The following is a 17,490-nucleotide window of genomic DNA, read 5'->3' as shown; positions in this document are numbered from 1 at the left end:
CTCAGCCTCGGGTCAGCTTCTTGTACGTGGCGCGGTGCGGACGGGCCGCGTCCGGGCCGAGGCGCTCGATCTTGTTCTTCTCGTAGGACTCGAAGTTGCCCTCGAACCAGAACCACTTCGACTCGCCCTCGTACGCGAGGATGTGGGTCGCGACCCGGTCCAGGAACCAGCGGTCGTGGGAGATGACCACCGCGGCGCCAGGGAACTCCAGGAGCGCGTTCTCCAGCGAGGAGAGGGTCTCGACGTCGAGGTCGTTGGTGGGCTCGTCGAGGAGCAGCAGGTTGCCGCCCTGCTTGAGGGTGAGCGCGAGGTTCAGGCGGTTGCGCTCACCGCCGGAGAGCACACCGGCCGGCTTCTGCTGGTCCGGGCCCTTGAAGCCGAACGCGGAGACGTACGCGCGGGAGGGCATCTCGACGTGGCCGACGTTGATGTAGTCGAGCTCGTCGGAGACGACGGCCCACAGCGTCTTCTTCGGGTCGATGTTGGCGCGGCTCTGGTCGACGTACGAGATCTTGACGGTCTCGCCGACCTTGACGGTGCCGGAGTCCGGGGTCTCCAGACCCTGGAGCATCTTGAAGAGCGTGGTCTTGCCGGCGCCGTTCGGGCCGATGACGCCGACGATGCCGTTGCGCGGGAGCGTGAAGGACAGGTCGTCGATCAGGACCTTGTCGCCGAAGGCCTTGGAGAGGTTCTCGACCTCGACGACGATGGAGCCCAGGCGCGGACCCGGCGGGATCTGGATCTCCTCGAAGTCCAGCTTCCGCATCTTGTCGGCCTCGGCCGCCATCTCCTCGTACCGGGCGAGACGGGCCTTGGACTTGGCCTGGCGCCCCTTGGCGTTCGACCGGACCCACTCCAGCTCTTCCTTCAGACGCTTCGCACGCTTGGCGTCCTTCTGGCCCTCGACCTTGAGGCGGGTGGCCTTGGTGTCGAGGTAGGTGGAGTAGTTGCCCTCGTACGGGTGGGCGCGGCCGCGGTCGAGCTCCAGGATCCACTCGGCCACGTTGTCGAGGAAGTAGCGGTCGTGGGTGACGGCGACGACGGTGCCGGGGTACTTGGCGAGGTGCTGCTCCAGCCAGTTCACCGACTCGGCGTCGAGGTGGTTGGTGGGCTCGTCGAGGAGCAGCAGGTCGGGCGCCTCGAGGAGCAGCTTGCAGAGCGCGACGCGGCGCTTCTCGCCACCGGAGAGGTTGGTGACGGCCCAGTCGCCGGGCGGGCAGCCCAGGGCGTCCATGGCCTGCTCCAGCTGCGTGTCGAGGTCCCAGGCGTTGGCGTGGTCCAGGTCCTCCTGGAGCTTGCCCATCTCGTCCATGAGCGCGTCCGAGTAGTCGGTCGCCATGAGCTCCGCGACCTCGTTGAAGCGCTTCAGCTTCCCCATGACCTCGGCGGCGCCGTCCTGCACGTTCTCCAGGACGGTCTTCGACTCGTCGAGCGGGGGCTCCTGGAGGAGCATGCCGACGGTGAAGCCCGGCGACAGGAACGCGTCGCCGTTGGACGGCTGCTCCAGGCCGGCCATGATCTTCAGAACCGTGGACTTACCGGCGCCGTTCGGGCCGACCACACCGATCTTCGCGCCCGGCAGGAAGCTCAGCGTCACGTCATCGAGGATGACCTTGTCGCCGTGCGCCTTGCGCGCCTTGCGCATCGTGTAGATGTACTCAGCCAAGAGAAACCGTCCGGCAAAGAGTGAGTGGGCAGATACACCCATCTTGCCTGACCGGGACCCCCGGGCGGAAACCGGTAAGGCGCGCAAGGCGCACGGCGACAAGGTCATCCTCGATGACGTGACGCTGAGCTTCCTGCCGGGCCTCGACAAGGCCGGCCTCGGCGACGTGCCCCGCTTCACCATCCCCGAGCTCCCCGAGTCCGCCGACGGCGCCAGCGGACTCCTCCCCGACTCCGCCGTCGCCGCCCTCCGCGGCTGGCTCGCCCACCGCGCCCAGGACCCCGCCGCCCGCCAGCAGGCCGCCGAACGGACCGCCACCGGCGTCATCGACTCCCTCGACGCCCGGCTCCCCGAACTGGCCGCCGCCGTCGCCGCCCAGTACGCCGCCGCCGGCCGCCTCGGCGGCGCCGTCACCACCGCCTACGGCGAACAGGCCAAGCGGGTCCGCGAACAGCTCGGCCGCGGCGCCGTCCTCGCCGGCGACGCCCGCACCCGCTGGCGCGCCTACCCCCGCGACAGCACCGCCGACGAACTCCTCGACGCCCTCGCCGAATCCCTCGCCGCGCTCCTCCACTGCGCCGTCTCCGCCGCCGAGGAACGCGTCCGCGACGCCTGGCGCCGCGAGCCCGCGGCCGCCGCCCTCGGCCCCGTCCGGACGAGCGGCGACCGCGAGGCGGCCGAACGGATCGGCGTCGAGGGAGTCGATGACGCCGGTGGCGGTCCGTTCGGCGGCCTGCTGGCGGGCGGCGGGGTCCTGGGCGCGGTGGGCGAGCCAGCCGCGGAGGGCGGCGACGGCGGAGTCGGGGAGGAGTCCGCTGGCGCCGTCGGCGGACTCGGGGAGCTCGGGGATGGTGAAGCGGGGCACGTCGCCGAGGCCGGCCTTGTCGAGGAGGGCCTCGTACTGGCGGGAGACCTCTCCGATGACCTGGTGGGGCACCCGGTCGAGGACGGTGACGAGGGTGGCGTCGTACTCCTTGGCGGTACGGAGGAGGTGCCAGGGGACGGCGTCGGCGTAGCGCGAGGCGGTGGTGACCATCACCCAGATGTCGGCGGCGCACATCAACTCGGCAGCGAGGAGACGGTTCTCCACGACCAGGGAGTCGATGTCGGGCGCGTCGAGGAGGGCGAGGCCGCGGGGGACGGAGGAGGCGGTCTCGACGCGGAGGGCGTTCTCCTCGGGGGGCGGGGCGTCGTCGGCGTGCTCGTCGTCGGCCTGGGGCAGCCAGACGCGGGTGAGCTGCGGGAGGACGCGCATCCCGGCGAACCAGTGGTGGTCCTCGGGGTGGCAGACGAGCACGGGGGTGCGGGTGGTGGGCCGGAGCACGCCGGACTCGCTGACGCGCCGCCCGACAAGGGAGTTGACGAGGGTGGACTTGCCGGCCCCGGTGGACCCGCCGACGACGGCGAGCAGCGGGGCGTCGGGATCTTTGAGCCGCGGCACCAGGTAGTCGTCGAGCTGGGCGAGCAGCTCGGCCCGGGTCTGCCGGGCCCGTGGTGTGTCGGGAAGGGGGAGAGGAAGGCGCACGGCGGCGACACGGTCGCGCAGGGCGGAGAGTGCGTCGATCAGCTGAGGCCGTTCGTCCAAGGTCACCACATGCGAAGAATGCCCAATTTATGAGTGTTTTTGAAGCCTATTGCGGCCCTGCGCGCCGAAGAGAAGGGCGGTGGCCGGAAGCCCCAGGCATAACGAGTGCACAACACCCGCCGCGAGCGGCGTGAAAACCGCTGCGCGAATCGCACCTGCCTGCGATTATCGTTCCGCTTCACCGAACCTCCACATCGTGCCACGCAGGTGAAGCAACCGGGCCAAGGCGATCGGAGCCCTATCCTTGTCCCGGCAGGTCACACCCCACCCACAAGGGGCCCCTGACCACAAGGCCACCACCCGGCCCCCGTAGCTCAGTGGATAGAGCAGGTGCCTTCTAAGCACTTGGCCGCAGGTTCGAGTCCTGCCGGGGGCGCTGCATCGGGACCCTCCTTCGGGAGGGTCTTTCTGCTGTTCGGGGGTGGCTTTCGGTCGAGGCCAAAGGGGTCGGGGAAGGTTCCCCGTGGCTGGATCGCGCTCCGCGCGGAGATCTACCGCCGGGGCCCGCAGTGGCGCTTCCGTGCCGTCGGCCAGGGCTACGACCATGGCCTGGAGGCCCTCGTACGTGGATGCGGTGTCGACGTGGAGTGATCCGCCGCGCGGGGCGATCCGCGCGGGGTCCCCGCGCGTTCCTTCCTCCCCCGCGCGGTGCTTGGCCGCGTTTCCGAGTCCTTCCAGGCGGTCGCTAGAGTCACCCGGCATGGGGGATCGGACGCGCGTCAGGCGTTGCAAGCAGTGCCATCGGCCGCTCTGTGAGGCGCGGGGGCGGCGTCCTCGGCGGTTCTGCAGTCGGCGGCACCAGGTGCGGTACTGGGTCGGCGAGGTCCTGGACGTCGTCTTCAGCTGACCGTTCGCAGTCCGACAGCCGGCGGACCGGGCTGTCTTCCTTCGCCCCGCCGCGCCCCGCCGGCCCCCCTCCGTCAGTCCGTGCGGAGGTCCAGTTGGTACTCGTGCGTGCTGCGGTGGAAGCAGAAGCCCAGGCTGCGGTTCACGGCCAGCATGTGGGTGTTCTCCTGCGCGTTGTCCGTCTCCACCTCCCCGATCCCGGGGTGTTCGGCCCGGAGTCTGCGTACCATCTCCGCCTTGAGCCACAGCCCGAGCCCGTGGCCGCGGTGGGCCGGTGCCACCGCCGTGTCGTACTGCTGCGCCCGCTCGGTCTCCCCCGACCTGATCACGATCTCGGTGTACCCCGCCATCTCCCCCTTCCCCAGCGCCGCGGTCGTCAGCAGCAGGTCGCCGCGGTCGGCCAGTACCTCCGCCATGGCGCGGACCCGGTCCGCCGTCCAGGTCTGGCTGCCGTAGTCCATGTCGCCGGTCGGCATGTCGTTCATCGCGTTCTTTGCCGAGGCGAACGCCTCCGCCAGCTCGTCCGGAACCGTTCCGGTCCAGCCGACCAGTTCGTACCCGGGTGGGCTTCACGTCCGGTTCGCCGGGGACGGCGGCCCGCTGCTCGGCGAGCGAACGGGCCGAGCGGAAGGACGTCGAACGCGTCTCGACGATCTCGTAGGTGTAGACGGTGCCGCCCGCGGTGACGTGCACGAGGTCCCCGACCTCGACCGCGGGCAGGTCGCGCAGCGGTCCGCCCGCGGAGAGCCGGTGGGCGGTCACCAGGTAGTTGCCGACCTGCCCCGGCCCCACACCGCCGCGCGCGCCGTGGGGACTGGCGGCGTCGCCACGGTCCTGGATGACGGTGCCGGCGCGGTCGTCGGTGGTCCCCTCGTACGGCAGGACGTCCAGGTCGTCGACACCGATCGAGGGGATGGAGAGCTCGGCGGCGACGCCGCCAGTCCGTCGTCGGCGCGCCCCTGCGCCACCTCACGGACCGCGCGGCGCGCGCCCGGCTCGGCCCCGCCTTCCCCTGGGGCACCCTCGCGGTGAACATCGCCGGCTCGTTCCTCCTCGGCCTGCTCACCGGAGTGGCGTCGGCCGAGGTCCACCTGCTGCTCGGCACCGGCCTGTGCGGGGCGCTCACGACGTACTCGACGGGGGGTGGTCCGGCCACCATCAGGCGGCCGATTCGGGTGCCGGGTACACCTCGTCGCGGGGGCCGGTCGCGGGCGACGGTGGTGGAGCAGCGGGAGGGAGCTGCGCAACCTTCGGGCAGGAGTGTCGTGAGTACATCCGTCGCAACCAAGCGCAGGGCCGTCACCGGTGCTGTTCCGCCGGCCGTTCCCCTGGACGTCGTCAAGGCCGCCGGCCCGGCCGGCTCGCGCGAGGACGTCTACGCCGAGCTGTGTGCCGCGCTGTTCTCCGGATTCCCGCGCCGGGACCAGCGGCTGAAGGCCGAGCAGTACCTGCACGGTCTGCTGACCGCACAGGGCCGCAAGTCCATCCGCAACATCGCCGCGCAGATCGGCGGTCCCGCCGCCGAGCAGAGCCTGCACCACTTCGTGTCCAGCTCCACCTGGGACTGGCAGCCGATGCGGGCGGCCCTCGCCCGCCATCTGGAGCGGAACAGCTGCCCGCAGGCGTGGGTGGTGCGGCCGATGCCGATACCGAAGGCCGGGGAGCACTCGGTCGGTGTGGACCGGCGGTTCGACCCGGAGCGCGGGCAGGTCTTCCACGGCCAGCAGGCGTTCGGTGTGTGGTTCGCCAGCGACGAGCTGAGCGTGCCCGTCAACTGGCGTCTGTTCCTGCCGGATCCGTGGGTGAACGACCGGACGCGGCGGGACCGCGCGGAGGTTCCGCAGGAGGCCGGCGAGGAGACCCTGGAGGAGTGCGCCGTCGCGGCCGCGCTCGACACGGCCCGCTGGCCGGACGTGACCCGCAAGCCGGTGCTGCTCGACATCCGGGGCGGCGCGGGCCGGGCGGCCCTGACCCGGCTCGCCGGGGCGGGGGTGCCGGTGGTGGCGCGGATCGGCCCGGGTTCCCGGCTGGCGATCGCGGACCGTTCGCTGCCCGGCTTCGGTGCCGGTCCGCTGTCCGCGCTGCAGATCCTGGAGTCGCTCAAGGGGCTGCGCCGGCCGGTGAGCTGGGTGGACACGGTGGCGGGTGCGCGGACCTCGCGGACCTCGCTGGCCACGGCGGTCCGGGTGGCGCTGCCCGCGCCGGGCGGCGAGCGGATGCGTCCGCTGGTGCTGCTGGGCGAGTGGGACGACCCGCGGCGGCCTCCGGCCCGGGTATGGATCAGCGATCTGACCGGTTCGCCGGTCGGGTCCCTGCTGCGGCTGACGAAGCTGGCCCGCCGGGTGGAGCGGGACTTCGTGGAGGTCGGCGAGGGGGCGGGGCTGCGGGACTTCGTGGGCCGTTCGTTCCGGGGCTGGCACCGGCACATCACGCTGGCGTCGGCGGCCCACGCGGCGACGGTCATGGCGGCCACCGACTGGGAGTCGTCCTACCGCTCCGACTACGGCTCGGGACGGACGGCGCGGACCGCGAGCTGAGCGGTCCGCGGTCCGCGAGCTGAGCGGTCCGCGGTCCGCGAGCTGAGCGGTCCGCGGTCCGCGAGCTGACGGTCCGCGGCCCGCGCCGGGGCGTCAGCCGCTCCGCTCCGGCGGGCCCGGCTGCCGGGTCGGGTCGGCCGGCCCGCGGCCCCTGGCCAGTACCTCGCGGGTGCGCTGGAGTCGCAGCGCCAGCTGGACCTCCAGGACCTGGCCGGGCTTCTGCCACTCGGGGCCGAGGAGCTCGCCGATCCGCTCCAGCCGGCGCGAGACCGTGTTGGGGTGCACGTGGAGCGCCTCGGCGGCGTTCGTCGGGCTGCCACCGGAGGCGAAGTACGCCTCCAGGGTGTGGGTGAGGTCGGTGAACCGCTCGGCGTCGTAGTCGAGGACGGGTCCGATCGCCGCCTCGACGAAGCCGTCGACGTCGTTGTCGTCGGAGAGGAGCAGCCCGAGGAAGCCCAGGTCCTGCACGGACGCCGCCGATCCGGTGCCGCCGAGGGCGCTCATCGCGTCCAGGCAGCGACCGGCCTCCTGGTGCATCCGGGCGACGCCGTCGGGGCTCTCGCCGGGTCCGGCGGCGGCGACGGAGACGGGGTGGCCGAGCAGCGGGGACAGTTCGTCGGCGACCGCGCGGGCGGCGGCGGAGGCGTCGATGCCCGGGAGCAGCAGCACGATGCAGCCGCCCTGCACGGTCTTCAGGCCGCTGAGCCGGTACGCGTACGAGGACGCCCACACCACGGCCCGGCCCTGCTCGCCGCCCTCCGGCCGGGCGAGCACGAGGACGTGCGGTCGGCGCAGGTCGACACCGAGGCGGCGGGCCCGCTGGGCGATCTGCTGGGGGGCGTGCGGCGGGTCGGCGATGAGGTCGTCGAGGAGTTCGTCGCGGACGGGTCCCTCGGCGACGGCGGTGGAGCGGCGCATGAGGAGGAGGAAGGCGACGGACTGGGCGGCGAGTTCGAGGAGCCGTTCGTCCTCTCCGGTGAGGCCGCCGGCGGCGCGGACGACGAGGCCGCCGAGGTCTTCGGAGCCCGCGATGACGGGGGCGACCCAGGTGTCGTCGTCGGCGAGGACGGGGCGGCGGCGGGCGTGCGCGTCGAGGGAGGCCTTGGCGACGGCCTCCTCTTCGAGTCCGGGGAGGTCGCCGGCGCCGGCGAGGCAGCGGCCGCCCTGGTCGCGGATCGTCACGGTGGCGTCGAGGGCGTCGGCGGCCGCCTTGGCCACGCTGCCCAGGTCGCCGCCGGCGAGGACGAGGTTCATGATCCGGCCGTGGGCCTCGCTGACGTGCCGCATCCGGGTGAGGCTGGTGCGGACGCGGGAGCTGTCCCGTTCGAGTTCGGAGACCTCGGCCCGGGTCCGGTCGAGGAGTCCGGCCTTCTCGACGGCGAGGGCGGCGAGGTCGGCGAGGGCGGTGAGGAGCCCGATCTCCTCGGCGGTGTGCTGGCGGACCCGCCGGTCGGCGCCGTGCAGGGCGCCGATCACGGTGTCGCCGCTGCGCAGCGGCGCGGCCATGATCGCGTGCAGGCCCTCGGCGCGCAGGGCCGCTTCGGCGGTCTCGTCGAAGGCGGGTGCGGGGACCCCGGTGTCGAGGAAGCCGGAGAGGGCGAACCGCTCGTCGGCGAGGTAGTCGGCGGTCCAGACGGCCTCGCCGTGGGACTGGACGGCGCCGTCGAGTCCGTGGCCCTCGGCGATCCGCAGTCCGGGGGCGATCCGCGGTCCGCCGGTCCGGCCGGTGCGGGAGCCCTCGGTGGTGTGGACGGAGCAGGATCCGTGCGGGCCGCGCAGGGTGACGTACGCGAGGTCGAGGCCGAGGAGCCGGCGGGCGCGGCGGGTGATCACGCGCAGCAGGCTGTCGAGGTCGTAGGAGAGGGTGAGGTCGCGGGCGGTGTCGGTGAGGGTGGCGAGTTCGGCCTCGCGGCGCTCCTCCCGCTCGCGTCCGGTGTCGATCCGGCCGGCGAGTGCGACGGCCCGTTCGAGGCGGTCGAGGTCCGCTCCGGCGAGTCCGGCGAGCCGGGCCTCGTCGAGGAGGCCGGCGAAGCGGGCGGGCGGGGCCTGCCGGGCCAGCAGTTCGAGGACGGAGAGCAGCGCGTCGGCACCGCCGGTTCCGTCCGCGCGGTCCAACGTCATGGCCTCGTCCCCCGTAGTCCAGCGAAATCGGGCACCTGGGAGGAAACCCGCACTGCTCGCCGAAAAGTATGTCGGCTCCGGGAAGCGGTCAACGACGGGTTGCCCCGGTTGGTTCCCGGTGAAGGCTCCGGGGCGGCGTCCGGATGGTCAGGCCGGTCGTCCGCCGGGAGCGGTCGGGTGGGTGGCGCGGCCGTGCCGGGGCCGCGCCGGGCGGTCAGCCCACGGATCCCGCCGGGACGCGGCGGGCCCGGGCGGGGCCGAACTGCGCCGGGACGCGGGGTGCGTAGAGGGGGCGGACCGCGGTGTCGCGGACGGCGAGGACGGAGCGCTGGAGCCGGCGGAGCCGGGCCGAGGGCTCCATGCCGCTCTCCCCCTTGAGGGCGGCGCGCAGCCGCTCGTACACGGTGAGGGCCTCGTCGTACTGGCCGCAGCGCAGCAGGGCCACCATGTAGTGGGCGTGGAGGGGCTCGTTGGTGCGGTAGCGGGCGACGAGTCCGGAGAGTTCGGAGACGAGTTCGGCGTGCCGGCCGAGGCCGAGCTGGGCCTCCACCCACTGGTCGAGGACGCTGAGGCGGGAGGTCTCCAGGCGCTCGATCTCGCGGCGGAGGCGGGGGCCGGCGGCGACGCCCGCGTAGGGTTCGCCGCGCCACAGGGCGAGTGCCTCGCCGAGGCGGAGGGCGGCGCGGGAGAGGTCGCCGGCCTCCATGGCGCGGTAGCCGGCGCCGGCCGCGCGCTCGAACTGCCGGACGTCGTTGGTGCCGCCGCCGGTGTCGAGCCGGTAGCCGCCGGGCTGGGAGACGAGGATCGCGTCGGCGGTGCGCCGGTCGGACCAGCCGGGTCCGGGTTCCGCCGGGGCGGCGCCGCGCAGCGCGCCCGCGATGAGGGTGCGCAACTCGGCTATGTGTGACTGGAGTTCGGTCCGTGCGCCGCGGGGGGCGCCGGACGGCCACAGTTCCTCGGTGAGCACCGTGACGGGGACGACCTGGTCGGCGCTGGCCGTGAGCAGGGCGAGGAGCTGCCGGGGCGCGGCGGCTGTCGGGGTGATCGACACCCCGTGCTCACGTACCGACAGTCCCCCCAGAATCCGGACGTCCACCTTGCCCCCTCCATCCATGCCTGTGCGTGTCAGCGCGCGGGATGACTCTCGATGATTAGAAAAGACCCCCGTAGGCATGTCAATAAGAAACCGGAGGGTACGGAAACCCAACCCGGGATATCGGGGTGATTCACCCCCTTTGGGCAGGTATAAGGCCGTAAGATTTTCGTCACTGGCGCAGACCGACACACCCCCGAAGACTGTTTCCGGACTCGGGGGTACGCTTTCGCAGGATCGGCGTGGATGTCGAAGAGGCCGACACGCACGAGATCGCGCCAGAAACCGTCCACCGGGTACGGTTCCGCGGCCGCCCCGACACGGGACGGCCCGCCGGACCCGGCCGCGAGGGCGCTCGGCGGGCGCGGAGGGGACTGCCTAGACCACGGCGGCGGCGGTCAGCAGGCCGAACGCGACGGTGATCAGGAGCGTGCGGACGCGGTGCAGACCGTTCCAGCGCCCCTCGAACGCGGCCCGCACGGCCGACGGCTCGTCACCCGTCGCCTCCGAGGCGGCCAGCGCGTTGTTCAGCGGCACGTTGCCGCCGACGGTGACCGCGTGGTTCAGGGCCGCGCACACGAGCCCCCCGAGCACCAGCCACCTCTCGGCGTCCGTCCGCCCGTCGACCGTGACGAAGAACGCGGCGGCGGGGAAGGCGAGCACCCCGAGGAAGACGGTCATGAACACGGCCCGCGGCACGGCTTCGTTGATCCGGCGCATCGCGGTCACGAACTCGGCGTCCGTCAGACGGGCGAGCGCGGGCATGATCCCGGTCTGGAAGATCAGCATGAAACCGGCGTAGAGGCCGGCGCATCCGACGGCGAGGGCGAGCAGCAGGGAAGCCATGCGGTCATTCTCACCCGCCACCCGCCCCATGTGTCAGCTGTACGGGTCACCAGACTTCAACTCACCCTCGTCAGAGGGTCCTTCAGCCGGACCGCGGAGGCCGTCCGCCTGCCGCACGGCCGCCGCCAGCTCGCGCACCACCGCCGACCCCGAGCGGCCGGCGATCGACTCGGCGCGCTCCGCGAGCGCCGCGAGCCCCGGGGCGCCCGGCAGCTCCCCGCCGCGCAGCGCGTCCGCGAAGTAGGCGGTGATCGCGGTCAGTTGCAGACTGTCGTGGCCGCCGCCCCAGAGGTCGCCGGCGAGGGCGGCCGTCCCGACCGAGCCGGAGCGCTCGTGGGGCGCGCGCGTGGCCGGGTCGAGCCACCGGACGGTGGCGGTGGCCACCGGGCCGCTCGCCCCGGCCCGCGTCTTCACCGCGTACAGGGCGGTGACCGTGTGCCCGGCTCCGACCTCGCCGCCGTCGACCCGGTCGTCGCGGAAGTCCTCGTCCGCGACCTCGCGGTTCTCGTAGCCGATCAGCCGGAACTTCTCCACGGTCCGCCGGTCGAAGGCGACCTGCGCCTTGGCGTCCCGTGCGCGCAGCTCCACGTGGGCGGGCAGCTGGTCGACGAAGACCTTGCGGGCCTGTGCCGTGTCGGAGACGTACGTCGTCTGGCCGTCGCCCCGGTCGGCGAGCTGCTCCATGAACGCGTCGCCGTAGTCGCTGCCCACGCCGACGCCGAAGAGGGTGATCCCGTACCGCTTCCGCTCCGCCTCGATGCGCTCCAGGATCGTGCCGGCCTCGGTGGCCCCGGTGTTGGCCAGGGCGTCGGAGAGCAGCACGACCCGGTTGGTGGCGCCCTCGCGGTGACCCTTGACGGCCACGTCGTAGCCGGTGCGGACACCCGCCTCGACATTGGTGGAGGAACTCGTCGCGAGGGCGGCCACCGCGTCGCGGACCCGGCCGCGGGCGTCGCCCAGCCGGGTCAGCGGCAGCCGGGTCTCGGCCTGGTCGCTGAAGGCCACGAGGCCGATCGAGTCGTCGTCGCGGAGCTCGTCGGCGAGCAGCCCCAGCGACTCCTTGACCAGGTCGAGCCGGCCCGGCTCGGCCATCGAGCCGGAGACGTCGACGACGAAGGTGAGGGCGGCGGGCGGGCGTTCGCCGCGCCGGTCCGCGGCGCGCGTGGCGAGGCCGACCCGGACGAGCGACCAGCCGTCCTGCCCGGCGCGCGCGCCGTCCAGGGTCACGCTGAACCCGTTGTCCTCCGGTCGGGGGTAATCGGGGCGGAAGCTGTTGACGAACTCCTCGGGGCGTACGGTCGCCGGGTCGGGCAGCCGTCCCTCGGCGAGGGTGCGGCGGGCGTAGCCGTACGAGGCGGTGTCCACGTCCAGGGCGAACGTGGAGAGGTAGTCGGGGGCGGGTGCGGCGGAGGGCCGCCCGTCCCGCGCCGTGCCCTCGGGGTTCACGGTGTCCGCGCCCCCGCCCGGGGCTGACGGGGCGGATGGTGCGGCCGGGGCGGTTCGGACCTTCTCTTCCGTCGCGTGGTCCGCGCTGCTCTGGCCGCCGTCGCCGGCGCAGCCGCCTACGGCCAGTCCGGCCGCGAGCAGTGCGGCGACGGTGGCCGAGAACCGGGCCCCGCGGCGGCCTGCCGGCGTCTTGCCCTGTCGTCCCATGTCATCTCCCCCTCTTGGTAAGCCACTTGTGAATGTGACGAACCCGGGCCCCGCCCGGAGCCGTCGAAGGAGTTGCGGATGGGTCTCGATGCGGCAACGACGGACGGGCGGGCAACCGGTGGCATGGATTCGCCATCCTTCTCAACAGGGGTTGTCACCGTGTGCAGTCACATGCGTACATGGAGTGGACATCGATCGGGCGGGGGTGGTCAGCGGTGGCAGAGAGCAGCGCGGGCTCCGTGATGCTCGCCCGTTCGGCGATGAACCGGGCCGCGACCGAGGGACAGCGGCCCGCGGGGCGCCCGGTCCGGGGTGCGCGGCGCATCAGCGCGGCGCTCGCCGGGCTGGCCGCCTCCACCCGGTACGAGCTGCTGACGTTCGACGACCCGGTCGCGTCCGCGGGGTGCGCGATCCCCGAGCCGTTCCTGGAGCTGGCGGGCGCGTGCATGCGCGCGGCGGCGGAGCGGGCGAGCGAGGTCCGGCGGATCGTGCCGCGGCACGCGCGGCCGTTCATCGAGGGCGAGCTCCGGATCCCCGGCCGGGCCCGGCTCGCGGAGACCATCCCGTTCAAGATGATCGTCGTCGACCGGACGGTGGCCGCGATCCCGCTCGACCTGGAGCTGCTCTACAACGGACTGCTGCTGATCCGCGACCCGGTGGTGGTGCAGGCCCTGGCCCGGGCGCACCACCACTGCTGGAACACGGCCGAGGAGCCGGCGTACGCGCCGCCGCCCCCGCGGCGGCCGTGCGACGACCTGGCCCCTCAGCTGCGTCCGGTGCTCGACGCCCTGCTGTCGGGGGTCACGGACGAGACGGCGGCGACCCGGCTCGGCATGTCCGCGCGGACCTACAGCCGGCGGGTCGGCGAGCTGATGGCGGCCCTGGGCACGACGAGCCGCTTCCGCGCGGGCGCGGAAGCGGCTCGAAGGGGGTGGCTGTGAGAAGACCCCGGGGCCCCGGCCCGGACGGCCGGGACGGCCGGGACGTGCGCCCGGGACCTACGACACGATGTCCTTGCGGGCGAAGCCGCGGAAGGCCAGGGCGAAGAGGACGAGGGCGTACGTCAGGGAGATCGCCGTCCCCTTGATCATGCCGCCCCACTCCAGCTGCGGCTGGAGCGCGTCGATCCAGGCGAACTGCCAGTGCGCGGGCAGGTAGTCGCGCCAGTCGCCGAGTGCCGTGACGGCGTCCAGGACGTTGCCGACGATGGTCAGGCCGACGGCACCGCCGACCGCGCCCAGCGGGGCGTCGGTGCGGGTGGAGAGCCAGAAGGCGAGTCCCGCGGTGACCAGTTGGGACGCGAAGACGAAGGCGACCGCGATGCCGATACGGAGCACCGCGTCCCCGGCGGGCACCGCACCGCCGGTGGGCAGCTGGAGCGGCCCCCAGCCGTAGGCGACCGTGCCCACGGCCAGGGCCACGAGCGGCAGGAGGATCATCGCGGCCGCGCTGTAGGCGAGGGCGACCGCCAGTTTGGAGGCCAGGAGCCGGGAGCGGGGCACGGGCGCGGCGAGCAGGTAGCGCAGGGATGACCAGCTCGCCTCGGAGGCGACGGTGTCCCCGCAGAACAGCGCCACGGGGATGACGAGGAGGAATCCGGCCGAGACGAAGAGGCTGGTCGCCGCGAAGTTGGCGCCGGAGGCGGTCGCCGTGTCCATCAGGGTGATGCGGCCGCTGCCGCCGCGGTCCTGGTCGCCGCCGATCGCGAAGGCGATCAACAGGACGAACGGGAGGGCGACCAGGATGCCGCCCATGATCATGGTGCGGCGGCGCTTCCACTGGCGCAGGGCCTCGACGCGCAGCGGCAGGGTGCGTCCGGCGCGGTAGCCGGGGGCGGCGTCCACCGGGGTCCTCGGCCTCCTCGGGCCGAACGGCGCGGGGAAGACCACCACCCTGCGCATGCTGATGGGCCTGATCACCCCCGACGAGGGCGAGATCCGGGTCTTCGGCCAGGCCATCCGGCCCGGCGCCCCGGTCCTCTCCCGCGTCGGCTCGTTCGTCGAGGGCGCCGGTGCGGTCCGACACCGGTCAGCGGCACGTCCAGGGCGACCAGTTCGCCGATGAGGGCGGTCGGGTCGAGGGTGTCGAGGCGGACCAGGATGCCGCCCTCGGTGCGGGTCGCGGCGGCGACGCCCGCGAGGGCGCCGACCTTCTCGACGAGGGCGTCGGGGACGGGCTCCCCGAGGGTCACGAGCAGGGTGTCGCCGGAACCGGTGATCTCGGCGACCGGACCGGCCTGGACGAGCTGTCCGCGGTCCATGACGACGAGGTGGGTGCAGGACTGCTCGACCTCGGCGAGGAGGTGGCTGGAGACGATGACGGTGCGGCCGCCGGCCGCGTACCGGATCATCACCTCGCGCATCTCGCGGATCTGCGGCGGGTCGAGTCCGTTGGTGGGCTCGTCCAGGATCAGCAGGTCCGGCAGGCCGAGCATGGCCTGGGCGAGGGCGAGGCGCTGCCGCATGCCCTGCGAGTAGGTGCGGACGGCGCGGTCGAGGGCGTTGCCCAGGTTGGCGATCCGCAGGGCCTCGTCGACATGGGCGTCCTCGGCGGGACGGCCGGTGGCCTTCCAGTACAGGTCCAGGTTCTCCCGGCCGTCGAGGTGCGGCAGGAAGCCGGCGCCCTCGACGAACGAGCCGACGCGGGAGAGGACCGGGGCGCCGGGCCGGATGGCCTGGCCGAAGACCCGGATCTCGCCCTCGTCGGGGGTGATCAGGCCCATCAGCATGCGCAGGGTGGTGGTCTTCCCCGCGCCGTTCGGCCCGAGGAGGCCGAGGACCTGGCCCTGCTCGACGCGGAAGGTGAGGTCCTTGACGCTGTACCGGTCGCCGCCCTTGTACTTCTTGGAAAGCCCGCTGATCTGGAGCGGTACGGCGGCCAGTTGGGGGTCGGGCGCGGGAGCGGCGGTGCGGCGGCGGGCGGTGAGGAGCAGCGCGGCGGCCGCGGCGAGGCCGAGGAGCGGCAGGCCCCACACCCACCAGGGCAGGGCCGCGGCCTGGGTGTCGAGGCCGGCCGCGGTGGGCACGGTGAGCGGGCCCTCGACGGTGACCGTGTAGGCGGCGGGGGCGGCCGGCGAGGCGTAGCCGAGGTCGGTGGCGGCGACGACGAGCCGGAGCCGGTGCCCGGCCTCCACCTCGTGGTCGATGGCGGGCAGGGTGAGCGTCACGCTCTTGCCGGCCCGGGCTCCGTCGACGCGGACGGGGGCGACCAGCTGGGCGGGCAGCACCTGCTGCCGGCCGTCGGGCCCGACGTCGTACACCTTGGCGAAGAGGACGGCGGAGCCGTCGGCGGCGGTGGACGCGACCTTGACCCGGACGGTCGGGGTGCCGGTGACGCGGAGCGGCTCGGCCTGCGGTTTCGCGTCGAACCGGGCGTGCTGGCCGGGGAAGTCGAGGGAGAGGCCGACCCCGAGGGAGGAGAGTCCGGCGACTCCGCCACCGAGGCCGGGGACGGCGGAGACGGCGGGCGGTGCGGCGCCGGGCGGGTTCGCGAAGGTCTGCGCCGGTCCGGCGAGCGGGACGCCGACGGTGCCGGCGGTGAGGCCCGGGTAGCGGTCGGCGGTCGCGGCGCGCAGGGTGGCCTGCCCGTCGGTGGAGTCGACACCGCCGGTCCGGCTGACGCGGAAGGCGGGGCCGGTGTCGGCCGCGGTGTCCTTCTTCAGCCAGCGGTCGAACCAGGTGCTGATCCGCCGCTCGACGCGGTCGGTCTCGCGGTCGCCGCCGTCGTGGCCGCCGGAGATCCAGTCGACGGCGACGGGGGCGCCGTTGGCGGTGAGGGTCCGGGCCATGGCGTCGGACTGGGCCAGGGTGAAGAGCGAGTCGGACTGCCCCTGGACGAGGAGGGCCGGCACCTTGATCCTCGCGCCGACGGCCGAGGGGCTGCGGGCTTCGAGGAGGGCGCGGGCCGCGGCGTCGGGCTTCCCGGAGACGGCGACGCGCTCGTAGAGGGAGCAGATCTCGGGGGTGAACCGGCCGCAGGCCCCGGGCTTCCCGGGCGCGGCCTTGCCGGCCGAGGCGTCCCCGGGGGCGGACGTCCCGGATCCGGACCGCCCGGTGGCCGGCCGCTCGGCGGGTTCACCGGTCGGGGCGGTCCCCGCCCCGTCCAGGGCCCCGGGCTGGTTCCCCGCGGAGAAGAAGATCCCAGCCCAGAGCTTCTTGAAGACGCCGTCCGGGAAGAGGGCGTCGGCGAGGTTCCAGTAGGTGATCTGGGGGGCGATCGCGTCGACGCGCCCGTCGTACCCGGCGGCCAGCAGGGAGATCGCGCCGCCGTAGGAGGCGCCGGTGACGCCGACGCGGGGGTCGCCCGGTCCGTCGAGGAGCACCTCGGGGCGGGTGGCGAGCCAGTCGACCAGCTTCCGGGCGTCCTTGACCTCGTGGTCGGGGTCGTTCAGTCCGATCTCCCCGGCGGAGGCGCCGAAGCCGCGCGCGGACCAGGTGAGCACGGCGTAGCCGTCGCGGGCGAGCTGCTCGGCCTGGGCGCGCACGTCGTCCTTGGAGCCGCCGAAGCCGTGGCCGAGGAGGACCGCCGGCCGGCGTCCGTCGGTGTCGCCGGTGAAGTACGAGGTGTCGATGCGGGTGCCGTCGAGGTCGAGCATCCGGTCCGCCCGGTGCACGGGCGGCGGATCGTCCGAGGCGGCGGCGGTCCAGGTGCCGGCACCCGCGAGGACGGCGAGGACGGCGGTGACCGCGGCCCACCGGGGAAGTCGGAGTCGCATGGTGTCGAGCCTAAGCGGACGGCCTGTGCGGCACGGCTGTCCGCAGGCGGAATCGGCGCACCTCCTCCGGTCGTACGCAGTACCGTCCGCGTACAGCAGGCGCGGTACGCGGCTGGACGGAGGAGAGACGTGATCGAGATCCGGCGGGCGGCCACGGTGGCGGAGCTGCTGGCGGCGGCGCACCTGTACGACGACCCGCCCCGGGAGGACTGGGCGGCGCGTTTCCTGGCGGCGCCGGGGCATCTGATGCTGATCGCCTACACGGAGGACGGCTTCCCCGCCGGGTTCGTCTCGGGGGTGGAGATGATCCACCCGGACAAGGGGACGGAGATGTGCCTCTACGAGCTCTCCGTGGACGAGGACCACCGGAGGCGTGGGGTGGGGCGGGCCCTGACGGAGGCGCTGCTCGCGGCGGCGGAGGAGCGGGGC

At 73.6% G+C, this 17,490-nt stretch carries 11 protein-coding genes, 1 tRNA gene and 4 pseudogenes; 6 read left to right on the top strand and 10 right to left on the bottom strand.

Going from position 1 to position 17,490, the window contains the following annotated elements; genetic code table 11:
* Window position 1: 1 nt before the first annotated feature.
* Together ettA and EAO70_RS40405 are read right to left on the bottom strand one after the other, a co-directional pair.
* Entirely contained in the window at window positions 2-1,666 is a 1,665-nt protein-coding gene (ettA, locus tag EAO70_RS18910) for an energy-dependent translational throttle protein EttA (RefSeq protein ID WP_148004085.1), read from the bottom strand.
* 691 nt (window positions 1,667-2,357) lie between these two features.
* Window positions 2,358-3,251: pseudogene (locus EAO70_RS40405) on the bottom strand (dynamin family protein); the annotation flags it as partial.
* A gap of 303 nt (window positions 3,252-3,554) precedes the next feature.
* Between EAO70_RS40405 and EAO70_RS18895 the strand changes: the two are divergent.
* Both EAO70_RS18895 and EAO70_RS18890 read left to right on the top strand, forming a co-directional pair.
* Window positions 3,555-3,627, top strand: a tRNA-Arg gene (locus EAO70_RS18895).
* A 101-nt stretch (window positions 3,628-3,728) separates the two neighbouring features.
* Window positions 3,729-3,842: pseudogene (locus EAO70_RS18890) on the top strand (TerD family protein); the annotation flags it as partial.
* 329 nt (window positions 3,843-4,171) lie between these two features.
* Here the strand turns inward: EAO70_RS18890 and EAO70_RS18885 are convergent.
* Together EAO70_RS18885 and EAO70_RS39325 are read right to left on the bottom strand one after the other, a co-directional pair.
* Complete coding sequence (locus EAO70_RS18885; protein ID WP_148004084.1) at window positions 4,172-4,582, bottom strand: GNAT family N-acetyltransferase; 411 nt, start codon at window positions 4,580-4,582, stop codon at window positions 4,172-4,174.
* A gap of 73 nt (window positions 4,583-4,655) precedes the next feature.
* Window positions 4,656-5,024: pseudogene (locus EAO70_RS39325) on the bottom strand (sortase domain-bontaining protein); the annotation flags it as partial.
* Between the two features lie 32 nt (window positions 5,025-5,056).
* On the opposite strand from EAO70_RS39325, the pseudogene EAO70_RS40400 reads away from it, so the two are divergent.
* A pseudogene (locus tag EAO70_RS40400) lies at window positions 5,057-5,176 on the top strand (CrcB protein); the annotation flags it as partial.
* Between the two features lie 186 nt (window positions 5,177-5,362).
* Window positions 5,363-6,634 (top strand): transposase, encoded by a 1,272-nt coding sequence (locus EAO70_RS18870; protein WP_148004083.1) that lies wholly within the window; start codon window positions 5,363-5,365, stop codon window positions 6,632-6,634.
* A gap of 93 nt (window positions 6,635-6,727) precedes the next feature.
* Here the strand turns inward: EAO70_RS18870 and EAO70_RS18865 are convergent, their stop codons facing one another.
* The 4 genes from EAO70_RS18865 to EAO70_RS18850 all read right to left on the bottom strand — a co-directional run bounded on the left by EAO70_RS18865 (window position 6,728) and on the right by EAO70_RS18850 (window position 12,347).
* Complete coding sequence (locus EAO70_RS18865; protein ID WP_148004082.1) at window positions 6,728-8,755, bottom strand: helix-turn-helix domain-containing protein; 2,028 nt, start codon at window positions 8,753-8,755, stop codon at window positions 6,728-6,730.
* A 214-nt stretch (window positions 8,756-8,969) separates the two neighbouring features.
* On the bottom strand, window positions 8,970-9,851 hold the full coding sequence (locus tag EAO70_RS18860; protein WP_148004081.1) for an AfsR/SARP family transcriptional regulator: 882 nt from the start codon (window positions 9,849-9,851) through the stop codon (window positions 8,970-8,972).
* A 375-nt stretch (window positions 9,852-10,226) separates the two neighbouring features.
* Window positions 10,227-10,694, bottom strand: coding sequence for a DUF1772 domain-containing protein (locus tag EAO70_RS18855; RefSeq protein ID WP_148004080.1), 468 nt, complete (start codon window positions 10,692-10,694; stop codon window positions 10,227-10,229).
* A 33-nt stretch (window positions 10,695-10,727) separates the two neighbouring features.
* On the bottom strand, window positions 10,728-12,347 hold the full coding sequence (locus EAO70_RS18850) for a vWA domain-containing protein (RefSeq protein WP_148004079.1): 1,620 nt from the start codon (window positions 12,345-12,347) through the stop codon (window positions 10,728-10,730).
* A gap of 215 nt (window positions 12,348-12,562) precedes the next feature.
* On the opposite strand from EAO70_RS18850, the gene EAO70_RS18845 reads away from it, so the two are divergent.
* Window positions 12,563-13,288 carry a DNA-binding response regulator gene (locus tag EAO70_RS18845; protein WP_148004078.1) on the top strand — a complete coding sequence of 242 codons (726 nt, stop codon included), beginning with the start codon at window positions 12,563-12,565 and terminating at the stop codon, window positions 13,286-13,288.
* 57 nt (window positions 13,289-13,345) lie between these two features.
* Here the strand turns inward: EAO70_RS18845 and EAO70_RS18840 are convergent, their stop codons facing one another.
* Both EAO70_RS18840 and EAO70_RS18830 read right to left on the bottom strand, forming a co-directional pair.
* Complete coding sequence (locus tag EAO70_RS18840) at window positions 13,346-14,248, bottom strand: ABC transporter permease (protein WP_261992941.1); 903 nt, start codon at window positions 14,246-14,248, stop codon at window positions 13,346-13,348.
* Window positions 14,249-14,262: 14 nt separating this feature from the next.
* Window positions 14,263-17,061 carry an alpha/beta fold hydrolase gene (locus EAO70_RS18830; RefSeq protein WP_261992940.1) on the bottom strand — a complete coding sequence of 933 codons (2,799 nt, stop codon included), beginning with the start codon at window positions 17,059-17,061 and terminating at the stop codon, window positions 14,263-14,265.
* Between the two features lie 132 nt (window positions 17,062-17,193).
* Between EAO70_RS18830 and EAO70_RS18825 the strand changes: the two genes are divergently transcribed.
* Window positions 17,194-17,490: GNAT family N-acetyltransferase (locus EAO70_RS18825; protein ID WP_148005225.1), on the top strand; the 297-nt coding region annotated here is incomplete at its 3' end.

Source organism: Streptomyces sp. adm13(2018) (assembly GCF_008042145.1).
In the GTDB taxonomy this organism is placed as follows: Bacteria; Actinomycetota; Actinomycetes; order Streptomycetales; family Streptomycetaceae; genus Streptomyces.
Note: the sequence above shows the minus strand (reverse complement) of the source record. Positions and strands in the feature narration are given on the sequence as shown.

Bases quoted from the DNA above. Each gene is read 5' to 3' on its own strand.
- EAO70_RS18885 (WP_148004084.1), bottom strand. From the start codon at position 4,582: ATGAACGACATGCCGACCGGCGACATGGACTACGGCAGCCAGACCTGG.
- EAO70_RS18865 (WP_148004082.1), bottom strand. From the start codon at position 8,755: ATGACGTTGGACCGCGCGGACGGAACCGGCGGTGCCGACGCGCTGCTC.
- EAO70_RS18855 (WP_148004080.1), bottom strand. From the start codon at position 10,694: ATGGCTTCCCTGCTGCTCGCCCTCGCCGTCGGATGCGCCGGCCTCTAC.
- EAO70_RS18850 (WP_148004079.1), bottom strand. From the start codon at position 12,347: ATGGGACGACAGGGCAAGACGCCGGCAGGCCGCCGCGGGGCCCGGTTC.
- EAO70_RS18840 (WP_261992941.1), bottom strand. From the start codon at position 14,248: ATGCGCAGGGTGGTGGTCTTCCCCGCGCCGTTCGGCCCGAGGAGGCCG.
- EAO70_RS18830 (WP_261992940.1), bottom strand. From the start codon at position 17,061: ATGCGACTCCGACTTCCCCGGTGGGCCGCGGTCACCGCCGTCCTCGCC.